This window comes from Micromonospora sp. NPDC049301 (assembly GCF_040678715.1).
Taxonomy (GTDB): Bacteria; Actinomycetota; Actinomycetes; order Mycobacteriales; family Micromonosporaceae; genus Micromonospora.
Map to the genome: position 1 here is coordinate 1,175,172 of NZ_JBFAQO010000001.1, position 13,061 is coordinate 1,188,232.

Annotated in this window: 9 protein-coding genes; 5 read left to right on the forward strand and 4 right to left on the reverse strand. The window is 73.9% G+C overall.

Annotated features, from left to right (window positions below; translation table 11 throughout):
• Positions 1–3: 3 nt before the first annotated feature.
• On the reverse strand, positions 4–1,287 hold the full coding sequence (locus tag AB0K07_RS05625) for a GAF domain-containing protein (protein ID WP_363751196.1): 1,284 nt from the start codon (positions 1,285–1,287) through the stop codon (positions 4–6).
• A gap of 245 nt (positions 1,288–1,532) precedes the next feature.
• On the opposite strand from AB0K07_RS05625, the gene AB0K07_RS05630 reads away from it, so the two are divergent.
• Positions 1,533–2,210, forward strand: a complete 678-nt coding sequence (locus AB0K07_RS05630; protein ID WP_363751197.1) for a hypothetical protein — start codon at positions 1,533–1,535, stop codon at positions 2,208–2,210.
• Between the two features lie 48 nt (positions 2,211–2,258).
• Here AB0K07_RS05630 and gabT read toward each other — a convergent pair whose 3' ends face one another.
• Both gabT and AB0K07_RS05640 read right to left on the reverse strand, forming a co-directional pair.
• Entirely contained in the window at positions 2,259–3,530 is a 1,272-nt protein-coding gene (gene gabT / locus AB0K07_RS05635; RefSeq protein WP_363751199.1) for a 4-aminobutyrate--2-oxoglutarate transaminase, read from the reverse strand.
• A 3-nt stretch (positions 3,531–3,533) separates the two neighbouring features.
• On the reverse strand, positions 3,534–4,970 hold the full coding sequence (locus AB0K07_RS05640; protein ID WP_363751201.1) for a gamma-aminobutyraldehyde dehydrogenase: 1,437 nt from the start codon (positions 4,968–4,970) through the stop codon (positions 3,534–3,536).
• Between the two features lie 143 nt (positions 4,971–5,113).
• Between AB0K07_RS05640 and AB0K07_RS05645 the strand changes: the two genes are divergently transcribed.
• Entirely contained in the window at positions 5,114–6,553 is a 1,440-nt protein-coding gene (locus AB0K07_RS05645) for an aldehyde dehydrogenase family protein (RefSeq protein ID WP_363751203.1), read from the forward strand.
• On the opposite strand, the gene AB0K07_RS05650 is transcribed toward AB0K07_RS05645, so the two are convergent.
• The gene (locus tag AB0K07_RS05650; RefSeq protein WP_363751204.1) at positions 6,550–7,791 is read right to left on the reverse strand and encodes an SUKH-3 domain-containing protein; all 1,242 of its coding nucleotides are present in this window, start codon (positions 7,789–7,791) and stop codon (positions 6,550–6,552) included. The two genes, AB0K07_RS05645 and AB0K07_RS05650, sit on opposite strands and share 4 nt — an antisense overlap.
• 78 nt (positions 7,792–7,869) lie before the next feature.
• Here AB0K07_RS05650 and AB0K07_RS05655 point away from each other — a divergent pair, with 78 nt between their 5' ends.
• The 3 genes from AB0K07_RS05655 to AB0K07_RS05665 are packed head-to-tail and all read left to right on the forward strand — an operon-like array spanning position 7,870 to position 13,023.
• Entirely contained in the window at positions 7,870–8,292 is a 423-nt protein-coding gene (locus AB0K07_RS05655) for a YbaB/EbfC family nucleoid-associated protein (RefSeq protein ID WP_363751205.1), read from the forward strand.
• Positions 8,289–8,621: a hypothetical protein gene (locus AB0K07_RS05660; RefSeq protein WP_363751207.1), complete on the forward strand. Its 333-nt coding sequence runs from the start codon at positions 8,289–8,291 to the stop codon at positions 8,619–8,621. The genes AB0K07_RS05655 and AB0K07_RS05660 overlap by 4 nt, the downstream gene beginning before the upstream one ends.
• Positions 8,622–8,637: 16 nt before the next feature.
• Positions 8,638–13,023 (forward strand): toxin glutamine deamidase domain-containing protein, encoded by a 4,386-nt coding sequence (locus AB0K07_RS05665; RefSeq protein WP_363751208.1) that lies wholly within the window; start codon positions 8,638–8,640, stop codon positions 13,021–13,023.
• Positions 13,024–13,061 lie beyond the last annotated feature (38 nt).

Sequence of the window (13,061 nt, forward strand, 5' to 3'; positions counted from 1 at the left end):
AGGCTAGTTTCGGGGACGTTGCAGCGACGTTGCGCGTGGTAGGTCGTACTCCGTGGCGAGCTGGTGGATGCGGGCGAGCGCGAGCGGCCGGCGTGCCGCGCCCACCGGCAACGCCCGCGCCAGGGCCTGCCACGCGGTCAGGTCGTCGGCGCCCGCGGGCGTCGCGGTCCACGCCGCGAGCAGCGCCGGGTCCGCGGCGGCCAGCACGGCCGCGCGGAGCTGGCCGTCGATGAGCCGGCGCAGTCGCGTGACTCCCGGCGCGTCCGAGCCGGGCAGCAACGGCCCGGAGTACGCGTCGAGCGCGCCCGCCGGATCGCCCTGGTCCAACCGGTCGGCGACCGTGGTGAAGTCGGCGCGGACGGTGCCGTGCAGCCGGTACGGGCGGGAGTCGAGCAGCTCGGGGCCGAGCACCCGGCGTAGCCGGGACAGCTCCGCGCGCAGGGTGACCGGCTGGAGCCGGTCGTCTCCGTACACGTCGAGGCCGAGCTGTTCGCCGGTGCGCCCCTCGGGATGGTGCAGCAGCAGCACCAGCAGCTCGCTGTGCCGGCGGCCCAGCCGGATGCGCCGCCCGTCGACCCGCAGCTCCGCCTCGTCGCGGCCGAGCGCGGTCACGGTGACGACGCCGGGCTCCACCGAGCGGTCGGTCGCGAGCTGCGCCTCGGCGGCCCGGGCGGTGGCCCGGACCAGCGCCAGGCTGTGCGGGTTGGCCAGGTGGTCGCCGCCGGTGATGTCGACCGCGCCGAGCAGCCGCCCGGTGGCCGGGTCGTGGATCGGTGCCGCCGCGCAAGTCCAGCGCTGCACCGGCCGGCTGAAGTGCTCGGTGGCGAAGATCTGCACGCTGTGGTCGACGGCCAGCGCGGTGCCGGGGGCGTTGGTGCCGGCGTGCCTCTCGTCCCACAGGGCGCCGGGCACGAAGTTCATCCGCTCCGCGTGCCGGCGCACCCCCGGGTGGCCCTCCACCCAGAGCAGCCGCCCGTACCCGTCACAGACCGCCATCAGGTGCGCGCCGTCCTGGGCGATGCCGCCGAGCAGGTCCCGGAAGAGCGGCAGCACCCGGGCCAGCGGGTGCGCGGCCCGGTAGCTCGCCAGCGCGTCGTCGGTCAGGTCGACCGGCGGGGTGGCCTCCGGGTCGAGTCGGGCGGACCGTTCCCACGACCGGCGTACCACCTCCCGCACCCGGTGCGGCGCGGCGCCGGCGGCGAGGAACGCCTCGTGGGCCGCGCCGACCTGCGCGATCCGCTCGGCCGGATCGACGCCGAACTCCAGGGCGAGCCACGGGTCAGCCATGGGGCGACCTCCTCGGCCCCCATCGTGACGCAGCTCACCCTCGATCGCCAACCGCCCGGGTCCCCGTCGTACCGGTTCATTGCTCCGCACCGCGTTACTGGGCGCTGATCACCGGGGCGCCGCGCACCCGGTACGGACCCGTCGATCTGGCCGCCACGGCGATCGGTGCCCGTGTCGGCTGAACGGTAGGGCGCTCCCGTCCGTACCACGCGGTGAAGAACACACCGAGGACGGGAGTGACGGCGATGAGGGTGCAGCGCAAGCACGTGCTGGCGGCGACCGTGGCGGTGCTCGCCGCGGCGGGCGTGGCGGTGGGGACCGGCTTCGGGTTCGCCGGCACCGCACCCGCGCAGCAGTCCGTCTGCTCGGGCTCGGTCACCTTCTCGGCGGAGGGCGGGGCCCCGGCGGCGACCAGTGACCGGTTCCCGGTGGGCACCCGGCTGCGGGTGACCAATCTGGACAACAACCGGGCGGCCACGGTGACGGTGACCGGGCCGTCGGGCAGTTGCGTGCTGCTCAACGCCGCCGCGATGGAGCTGGTGCGGGAGCCGGGCAAGAACGTGATCCGCCGCAACGTGGTGCAACGGCTCGACGGCGAGGCCGCGCCGCCCGCCGCGCCGCCGGCCGCCGGCACGGTCCGACCGGGCGCCGCGTCTCCCGGAGCGCCCGGCCCGGCGCCCCGGTCGGCCTGCTCGGGGGCGATCACCTTCTTCGCCGAGAATGCCGCGCCGGCGGCGACCAGCGGGCAGTTTCCGGTGGGCACCCGGCTGCGGGTGACCAACCTGGACAACAACAAGGCCACCACGGTCACGGTGACCGGCCCGTCGGGCAGCTGCGTGCTGCTCAACAGCGCCGCCATGGAGCAGATCCGCGAGCCGGGCAAGAACCTGGTCCGCCGCAACACCGTCGAGGTGCTTCGCTGACCCTGCCGTGCGGAAGGGCCCCTTCTCGGGAAGGGGCCCTTCCCTCGGTCAGCCGAAGGCGGCGTCGAGGATGTCGGCGCCTCTGGTCAGGTGGGCGTCGGAGATCACCAGCGGGGGCAGGAAGCGCAGCACGTTGCCGTACGTGCCGCACGTCAGTGTGAGCAGGCCGGCGGCGTGACAGGCGGCCGAGACCGCCGCCGTGGCGACCGGGTCGGGGATGAGCGTGCCCGGCTGCACCAGCTCGACGGCGAGCATCGCGCCCCGCCCGCGTACCTCGGCGATCCGGGGGTCCCGCTCGGCGATGGCCCGCAGCCGGGTTGCCAGGACGGCCTCGATCCGGCGGGCGGCGCCGGCCAGGTCCAGCTCGTGCATGGTCTCGATGGTGGCCAGCGCGGCGGCGCAGGCGATCGGGTTGCCGCCGTACGTGCCGCCGAGCCCGCCGACGTGCACCGCGTCCATCAGCTCGGCGCGGCCGGTCACCGCAGCGAGGGGCAGTCCACCGGCGATGCTCTTGGCCAGGGTGACCAGGTCGGGCTCGACACCCTCGTGCTGGCAGGCGAACCAGTCGCCGGTGCGGCAGAAGCCGGTCTGGATCTCGTCGGCGACGAAGACCACGCCGGCCGCCGTCGCCCAGTCCCGCAGCGCCGGCAGGAAGCCCGGCGCGGGCACCACGAAGCCGCCCTCGCCCTGGATCGGCTCGATCAGCAGCGCGGCGACGTTCTCCGCACCGACCTGCTTCTCGATCATCTCGACCGCCCGCGCCGCCGCGTCCGCGCCGGACAGCCCGCCGTCGCGCAGCGGGTACGACATCGGCACCCGGTAGATCTCACCGGCGAACGGCCCGAACCGGTGCTTGTACGGCATGTTCTTCGCGGTCAACGCCATGGTCAGGTTGGTGCGGCCGTGGTACGCGTGATCGAAGACCACGACCGCCGGCCGCCCGGTGGCGTGCCGGGCGATCTTGACGGCGTTCTCCACCGCCTCGGCGCCGGAGTTGAACAGGGCCGAGCGCTTCTCGAACCCGCCCGGCGTCAGCGCGTTGAGCTGCTCGCACACCGCCACGTACGACTCGTACGGCGCGACCATGAAGCAGGTGTGGGTGAACCGCTCGACCTGGGCCCGGACCGCCTCGACGACCTTCGGGGCGGAGTTGCCGACGCTGGTCACCGCGATGCCGGCGGCGAAGTCGATCCACTCCCGGCCGTCGACGTCGGTGATGGTCCCGCCGCCGGCCCGGTCCACATAGGATGAAATGACGCTGCCGACGCCCCGGGCGACCGCCCCGCCCCGGCGCTTGTGCAACTCTTCGCTCGACGCCACGGCTCAGCCCTCGATGTTGTGCATGACGTGCTTGATCCGGGTGTAGTCCTCCAGGCTGTAGACCGAGAGGTCCTTGCCGTGCCCGGAGTGCTTGAAGCCGCCGTGCGGCATCTCCGAGACGAACGGGATGTGGGTGTTCACCCAGACGCAGCCGAAGTCCAGCCGCCGGGTCATCCGCATCGCCCGGCCGTGGTCCTTCGTCCAGACCGACGCCGACAGGCCGTAGTCGACCCCGTTGGCCCAGCGCACCGCCTCGTCCTCGTCGGAGAACCGCTGCACGGTGATCACCGGCCCGAACACCTCGTCCTGGATGATCTCGTCGGCCTGGCGCAGCCCGGAGACCACCGTCGGCGCGTAGAAGTAGCCGCGCTCGCCCTGCCGGGACCCACCGGCCTGGATCGCCGCGTGGTCCGGCAGCCGGTCGACGAAACCGCTGACCCGGGCGAGCTGGTTGGCGTTGTTCAGCGGGCCGTAGAGCACGTCGGCGTCGTCCGGTGCGCCGGTCTTCGTGCCGCGGGCCTGCTCGGCGAGCGCCGCCACGAAGTCGTCGTGGATGCCCGGCCCGGCCAGCACGCGGGTGGCCGCCGTGCAGTCCTGCCCCGCGTTGAAGTAGCCGCCCACCGCGATGGCCTCGGCCGCCGCCGCCACGTCCGCGTCGTCGAAGAGCACCACCGGGGCCTTGCCGCCCAGCTCCAGGTGGGTCCGCTTCAGGTCGGGGGCCGCCGCGGCGGCGACCTCCATGCCCGCGCGGGTCGAGCCGGTGATCGACACCAGCTGCGGGGTCGGGTGCGAGACGAGGGTACGACCGGTGTCCCGGTCGCCGCAGACCACGTTGAACACGCCCGGCGGGAAGAACTCGGCGGCGATCTCGGCGAGCAGCAGGGTCGACACCGGCGTGGTGTCCGACGGCTTGAGCACCACCGTGTTGCCGGCGGCGAGTGCCGGTGCGATCTTCCAGACCGCCATCATCAGCGGGTAGTTCCACGGGGTGACCTGGGCGCAGACGCCGATCGGCTCGCGTCGCACGTACGAGGTGTGCCCGGCCAGGTACTCCCCGGCGGACCGCCCCTCCAGCAGCCGGGCGGCGCCGGCGAAGAAGCGGAACTGGTCCACCGCCGGCGGCAGTTCCTCCTCGGCGGTGAGCTGGCGCGGCTTGCCGGTGTTGCGGACCTCGGCGTCGACCAGTTCGGCCGCCCGGGCCTCCACGGCGTCGGCGAGCTTGAGCAGCGCCTTCTGCCGCTCGGCGGGGGTGACCTCCTTCCAGCTCTCGAAGGCGGTGGCGGCGGCGCTCATCGCCGCGTCCACGTCCGCCGCGCCGGAGACCGGGGCCTGGGCGAACACCTCGCCCGTGCAGGGGTCGATCAGGTCGGCGTACCCACCGTCGGTCGGATCGACGTAGGAGCCGTTGACGAAGTTGCGCAGCTGCTGCTGGTCACTCATGACTGGATCTCTCCGAGGGGGCCGGGGGTGCGGTTCTGCGGCGGTTATCGCAATCTGTCTGCCATCTTGGCTACTGAATTCGCGGCAGACAAGGGCTACGGCAACTGTTTCCGTCGACTGCTTCCTCGTCTACGCTGCTCGGCGTGGAGCCCGCAGCCTTCTTCGTCGCGTCCCGCCCCGCCCACGGCGAGGGCGAACTGACCGTCCACCACCCGTACGACGGCCGCCCGGCGGGGCGTACCACCCTCGCCACGGCCGACCAGGTCGAGGCCGCCGTCGCCGCGGCGGCCGCGGTGGCCGCGCAGGCCGCGGCCCTGCCCGCGCACGCCCGCGCCGCCGCCCTGGACCACGTGTCCCGCCGGCTCGCCGAGCGCGCCGAGGAGGTCGCCGCGCTGATCACCGCCGAGAACGGCAAGCCGGTGAAGTGGGCCCGCGCCGAGGTCGGGCGGGCGGTGTCCACCTTCCGGTGGGCGGCGGAAGAGGCCCGGCGCTTCTCCGGGGAGCTGCAACGCCTCGACACCGACCCGGCCGCCACTGGGCGGATCGCGCTGGTGCGGCGAGTGCCGAAGGGACCGGTGCTGGGCATCGCACCGTTCAACTTCCCGCTCAACCTGGTCGCGCACAAGGTGGCGCCGGCCATCGCGGTCGGCGCGCCGATCATCGTCAAGCCGGCCCCGGCGACGCCGCTGTCCGCGCTGCTGCTCGGCGAGTTGCTGGCTGAGACGGACCTGCCGGCGGGCATGTTCTCGGTCCTGCCACTGCCGAACTCCCGTGCCGGCGAACTGGTCACCGACCCCCGACTGCCGGTCGTGTCGTTCACCGGGTCCGGCCCGGTCGGCGCGGCCATCCGCCGCCAGGCGCCGGACAAGCACGTGACCCTGGAGCTCGGCGGCAACGCGGCGGCGGTGATCTGCGCGGACTGGACGGCGGACGAGGACCTGACCTTCGCCGCGCAGCGGATCGCGACCTTCGCCAACTACCAGGCCGGTCAGTCGTGCATAGCCGTCCAGCGGGTCTACGTGCACCACACGCTCTTCACCGACTTCCTGCCCCGGCTGGTGGCGGCCGTGCGCGCGCTGCGCACCGGCGACCCCGCCTCCGAGCTGACGGACGTGGGGCCGATGGTGTCCGAGGACGCGGCCCGCAGGGTCGAGACGTGGGTGGCCGAGGCGGTCGCGGCGGGCGCCACCGTCGAGGTGGGCGGCGAGCGCGACGGCGCGACGTACCCCCCGACCGTGCTCACCGGCGTGCCGGCGGGCGCCAAGGTCGTCGCCGAGGAGGTGTTCGGCCCGGTGCTCGTGGTCGCGCCGGTCGCCGACGACCAGGCCGCGTTCGCCGCGGTCAACGATTCGCTGTACGGGTTGCAGGCGGGCGTGTTCACCCGGCGCCTGGACGTGGCCTTCTCCGCCGCGCGGTCACTCGAGGTGGGCGGGGTGATCGTCGGCGACGTGCCGTCGTACCGGGCGGATCAGATGCCGTACGGCGGGGTCAAGGGCAGCGGTGTCGGCCGGGAGGGGCTGCGCAGCGCCATGGACGACTACACCGAGCCGCGGGTCATGGTGCTGACCGGCCTCGCGCTCTAACCGGCCCGCCAGGTCCCGTCGTCACGCACCCGGGCCGGGGCGCGGCCGAGCAGCAGGGTGGTCAGGGCGGCGTCGATGGTGTCGCCGAGGAACCACTCGCCGGCCTGGTCGAGAGCGAAGACCCGGCCGTGCTCGTCCACCGCCAGGATGCTGTCCTGCTGCTCGGTGCCGATCGGGAAGAGCCGTACGCCGAGCACCGCGCCGAAGTCGGCCAGCGTGTCGGCCGTGTGCGCGATGGCGTGGGGGCGGATGTCGAAGCGGGAGATCCACACCTGCTCGCCGGGGCCACGCCGCGCGCCGACCAGGCTGGGAAACGCGGTCAGCGCCTCCACCGCGGCGGGAAAGACCACGTGCCGGTGGGCCCGCCCCGGCACGGCGGTGACGTCCCGCACCGCCGCGGCGGCCATGATCTGGTCCCCGATGTGCGGTCGCCAACCGGCCGCCACCAGCGCGTTGGCGACCTCCGGCGGGAAGCGGCCCGGGTCGGGGTCGGCGGCGGCCTCCGGGCGCCAGGGCTGCGAGAAGGCCCGCTGCGATATCGGCAACACGTTGGCGTGCACCAGGAAGTTGATGCAGGAATCGCAGGGGCGTTCGGCCGGGCCGCCGGCCGGGTCGCCCGGCTCACGGACCCGGAAGGTCTCGAACCGGGCGTCCTCCAGCAGCGTCGCCGCCTCGCCCGGGCCCATCGGGGCGATGCCGTCGGTGGCCCGTCGGTGGTCGTACTCGTGCAGCACGTCGGAGACGACGATCAGCTCGGCGTGCCGGTCGCCGCCGCGGACCAGCGCGCCGGCCGGCAACTCGTCGAGGTATGCCCGGACCAGCGGATGGTGACGCGGCCGTACGTCCCCCTTCGCGCCCTGGGCCGTCCAGATCCGGCCCCCCACGGTCAGGTGCGCGACGGTGTCCGGGGTCGGCAGCCGGTGGATCTCCCGCAGTAGCCGGCTCTCCGGCTCGACGGTGCGGGGAGCGGTGGGACCGTCGGGCCGGCTGCGCCGGTACATCTCCGCCACCACCTGGGCCGGCACCCGCGGCCAGGTGGACACCTCGCCGGTCACTTTGTCGACCACGGTGGTCGGCAGGTCGCCGGGGAGCGCCCGCTCCCGGGTGGCCACAGTGGACACGATGACGTACCCGAGGTCGAATTCGTCGACCGTCGGCGTGCACTCGTACCCGAGGCGCAGCGAATCCCGGTGGGCCCAGGCGGCCGCCAGCTGCTCGGCTTGTTGACGGTCGATCACGCACCGAAACTACCGGACTACGCGGATCGGTGGCGGCCGGTATGGTTCGCCCTACCGAGGGTGACGGGAGGAACGGCGGTGAGCGAACGCGTGGACCGGGACGCCAATCGCGAGCTACGGGCCCGATTCGACGACGTGTACGGCCAGTACCAGCAGCTCAGGTCCAACCTGGACGATCTGCGGAGGCGGCTCGCCGAGCTGCGGGTGACCCGGCGTTCGGCCGACGGGCAGGTCAGCGCGACCGTCGGCGCCCGGGGCGAGCTGGTCGCGATCGAGCTGGACCCGGCCATCTACCGGGACCGGGACGCCGAGGCGCTGAGCCGGAAGATCACCGAGACGGTCCACGCCGCCACGGCCGCCGCCACCGAAGCGACCGGCGAGCTGGTGTCCGCCAGCATGCCGACCGGCTCGGGGTCGGCGGAGTTCCTGCGTACCGGGGATTACGGCGCCCTGCTCGGCCGCGCCGATGCCATGCTGGGTCGGGGCGAGGGGTCGCGATGACCGACGAGCAGCTCTGGCTCGATCCGGCCCGGGCCCGCTGGGGCGGCGCCGACCTGGCCCTCGCCGGTGCGGCGGTGACCGCCCGTCGTGTGGCGGAGGGCGGCGAGATCGAGGCCGCCAGCGGTGCCCGGCCGTGGGGCCGCGACGACATCGGGGCCGCGTTCGAGCGCAGCTACCGCGACATCGAGCAGACCGTGCTGCGGGCCTGGACGGGCGTCGGGCACCGACTCACCGAGCTGGGTAGCGACGTCGTCAGTGCGGTCGACGCGAGCGTGCAGACCGACGGGGCGAGCGCTGCCCGGCTCGGCCGGGCCGCCGACCAGGGCTGACGGCGGGGCGATCCGGATGAGCGTGCTGCCCAGCCCGATTCCGCACCCACTGGACCACGCACCCTGGGACGTGCCCGGCTGGATCTACGAGGCCCTCGACTGGGCGATCGGCGTGCAGTGGCCCGAGGGGAACGAGCGGGCCGTCTGGGACGTCGCCGACCGGTGGTACGACGTCGCCGCCATGCTTGCCGGCCCGCACACCGACGCCGCCGCGGCCGCCGCCGAGATACGCGGCGGATACGGCGGCGTCGGCATGGTCGACGCGGCGTTCGAGGCCGCCTGGCGGGGGCTCGCCGAGGGCGACGACGCACCGCTGCCGGTGCTGCTCGCCGTCACCTCCGACCTGGGCCGGCTGGTCGAGGAGTGCGGCTGCGACATCGAGGGCGCCAAGCTGGAAGTCTGGATCGAGCTGGGCATCCTGGTCATCGAGCTGCTCTCGGTGGCGGTGGCGGCGCTGCTCACCGCCGGTGCCGCCACCCCGGCAGCGGGCGCGGCGATCACGGCGACCCGGCTGCTGATCCAGCAGATCGTCAAACGGTTGATGGGCCAGCTGGCCAGCAAGTCCCTCCGGCACGGGCTCAAGGAGGCCGGCGAACGGGCCGCCAAGGAGGTCGCGAAGGGCGGCGTGCGCGGGCTCGCCACCCGAGCCGCCCGTGGCGGGCTGGAGGAGGCAGGGGAGGAGGCCGGGGTCAGCCTCGCCACCCAGGCGTACCAGAACTCCACCGGGCGCGCCCACGGCGTGGACCTGACCGATCTCGGCGCGTCGGCGGTCGGTGGGCTCGCCGGTGGGGCGGTCGCGCCGCTGGCCGGCCTGGGCCGGCACGCGACCGGACGCGCGGCCCGGGTGGGCGAGCACCTGGGTCGCGAGATGACCGGCGAGGTGCTCGCCGAGAGCGCCGCCAGCGTCGCCACCGGCCAGGGCCTGACCTCGATGGAGGACGCGGTGCGCGCCGCCGCCTCCGGCGCCACCGGTTCGGCGACGGGGCAGGCGGACCGCGCGTTGCACGCCCGGCTCGACGCGCAGGCCGCTGCCCTCGCGGGTGCCTCGCTCGCCGGACCGTCCGTGCCCGCTTCGTCCCCGGTCGTTTCTGCCGAGGTGGTCTCTTCCGCGATGGCCTCTTCCGCGGTGGCTTCGGGTGGGGTGGTGCCCTCATCGGTGGTCCCGGCGCAGGCCTCGGCGGCGGTCGCCGGGATGGACGGGATCGCGTCGCAGGTGCCGGTGGTCCCCGATCATGGGCCGCCGCCGCCGCCGCCGCCGCCGCCGCCGCCGCCGCCGCCGCCGCCGCCGCCGCCGCCGCCGCCGCCGCCGCCGCCGCCGCCGCCGCCGCCGGTGGTGGTGCCCGGTCACGGGCCGTCGCCGCACGGTGGGGAGCCGCCGTACTCGGGCGTCGGTGCGCCGCACGCAGTCGACCTGCCGCAATCGACGGCGTCGGACCTGAACGGGTCGTCGCCACTGACCGTCGTCGGTCTGTCCGAGGTCGAGGACGGGCCCGGCCATCCGCTGCCCCCACCCGAGGCCGGGCCGTCATCGGAGGAGCCGGGCAATCGTGCCGGGCCGCCTCCGGCCGATCGACCGGGCGCAGCGGCCGATCCCACGCTCTCCTCGGTCGCCGCGCCCGTGGCCGGCACCCTCGATCCGACCAGCGGGCCGACTGCCGGTGTCGCCCCGGCCAGCCCGCACGCCACCATCCCGGGCACGGTCGGGCCGACCGCTCCCGTTCCGCCGCTGGTCACGTCGACCGGCCCGGCGGTCGGCGCGCCGCCCGGCGTCGTGACCACGCCAGGTGCGCCGGTGGCCGGCGCCTGGGGCACAACGGCCACCCGTCCGTTGGTGGGTCGATCCGCCCTCCCGACGCGGGACGCGTCCGCGCCGGTCCGCGTACCCCCGCATCCCGCTCGCGGTCGGGCGTCGATCCCGGCCGACGTGGCGGCGTCCGACGATCCGTCGCCGATCGACCCGGAGAGCAGCGACTGGTACGCGGCCCGCTGGGCCGCCGAGGCGGACGCCGTCGAGCGGCGGCGCTACCAGGGCTACTACGAGTCCCAGCGGACCGGGTTCGAGAACAACCGCCGGCAGGCCGAGGCCGATCGACTGCGCACCCGCGCCGCCGAGCACGACCGTCGGGCCGCCGAGTACGCCAGCTACGCCCGGCAGTTGCGCCACGCCGGGCACCCGCGCTGGGCCGACGGCTGGCAGCGGACCGCGTACGACGAGATGCGCGCGTACTCCGAGTGCCACGACCTGGCCGACGCGGTGCTGGCCGGCACCACGGCACCGCAGGTCGTGGACATCGGTGCGACCCACTTCCGGCAGGCCAACGAGGACGTGGGCGCACTCGCCCTCGGTGCGGTGGAGACCGCCGACCGGTCGGTGCTCACCGGTGACGACGTGCCGCCGCCAATCGACGACTCCCGGCCGTACGGGCGGCCCGGTGGGCTCCGTCCGCCGCTGGCCCTGCACCAGGTCGACGTCGAACGGCAGATGCCCCGCGATCCGGACGGCACCGTCACCCGCACCGCCGACCCCCGCCGGGGCGGCTGGTTCCGGCTCCTGAACGACGGCGGTCCCCGAGCCGACGCCACCCGGGGCATCAACTGCCTGGACTGCACCCTGTCGCTGTTCGAGACATGGGTGCACGGGCGACCGCGGGTGTCGGCGCCGCGAACCTTCGACGGCTACCTCGACGGTGACACCCGGCGCCCGATCCGGGGTGAGGCGGGCGGCCCGGGCCGGGTCGAGGACGTCACCGGCGGCCGCTTCCAGCAGCTCCTCGCCCCGACCACCGGCCAACGGCCACACCCGGACCAGGCACGACGGACCGCCGAACGCGGTTACACCAACCTGCGCGACCAACTGCTGCTCGGAGGCCACGGCAGCTACGCGTTCCTGGTCACCGAGTGGGCGCACGGCGGCTCGCACGCCTGGGTGGCGCTCAACCAGAACGGCACGGTGCTCTACGTCGACCCCCAGACCGGCCTCGTTCGGGACCGGCCGTTGTACCCGGACGTGGTCGGCATCGACGCGCTGGTGCTGGGCGGCGACGGCCAGCCGATGCCGCTCGGCGGGCTGCCCCGGGGCCGGTTCAGCGAGCGCCCCGACCTGCCGGACCACCCGCCGGCGCGCGACGACGGCGGCCACGGCGACCCGTACATCAACCGCATGTACCTGCTGCTGGACGGCCCGGGCTCCGCTGATCCGACCTTGCCGTCACCGGACGGCGAACCTGCCGATGCTTCCTCCGCAGCTGTTCCGGACGGATCGACGACCTGGGCCGGCCCCGCCCGGACCGTCTCGCTGGCCGGCAGTCTGGACGAGGTGTTTGCCGCCGGCGTGAGTCCCGCTGAGTTCGCGGCAGCTGTGGACCCGCCGGCCCTCCGCCGGTTGGTGGCGGAGCTGGACGAGGCCTCGGCCCGCGACGTGGCGCGGCTGTTCAACGACGCCCGGGTCCGCGACATGCTCGACCGCGCTGGACTAGAGCCGCCGCTGGCCGAGTCCCTGGTCCGGCAGCTGGTGCGGCAGCCCGGTCTGGCGCGGATGGTCCTGGCCACACCCGAACTGGCGAACTCGCTGACGGCCCGCCCGCTGACCCTTCAGCATCTGGCAGGTAATCAGCAGGCGATTGACGTCCTGGCAGAGGTGCTCGACGACGTGGACCGGCAGGAGGCGGCGGGAACGGGGGGCAGAGCCGCCATCGAGGTGAACCAACCCGAGCCGACGCCTCTCACGGACCAGCAGCGGCAGGTCAGCACGAGCATCCAGTTGCCAGACGATCCTCCGACGCAAGCGGGATTCGACAGGTGTCGAGCGGTCGACATGTCCTATCGGGAGCACTACCTCGACAACCTCTACGCGGCAGCGGCGGTCGCTCAGGCGGAGCTGAATCAGTTGGCGGAAGCCCTTGCCCACGTTGATGGTCGTCCGGTGGGGCAGCCCGGATGGCGTCTCGAACCCAAGGACCGCACCCGGGCCCAGGACAAGGTTGACAAATACCAGGGCGATGCGTCCAAGTTGCTCGATCTGGCCGCCGCGAAGGTTGAGTTTCGCTGCCTCGACGATCTCTACGCGGCGCTCGCTCGGGTACGGGACCATCCTTCTGTCGTGATCGTGGGCTGCGACGACCGCTTCATCTCGCCCATGAACAGTGGCTACCGGGACGTCCAACTCGTGCTGCAGATGGGAAATGGGCATCTGGCTGAGTTCCGTCTGCACCTGGCAGCCCTCGACGCTGTCGCTGTTTGGGAACATGTGCTCTATGAGGTGCGACGTGACCTGGAAGCACTCGCTCGTGCGGCGGACCGACCCTTGACGTGGCGTGAGCAGGCGATAGCGATCGGAATCCGCGGGCAGCAGCAACGGCTGTTCTGGCAGGCGCTGCAATCAACCGTCGAGGGGACCGGCTGATGTCCGGAGAGCTCCTACTTCCCTCCTACTACCTCTAC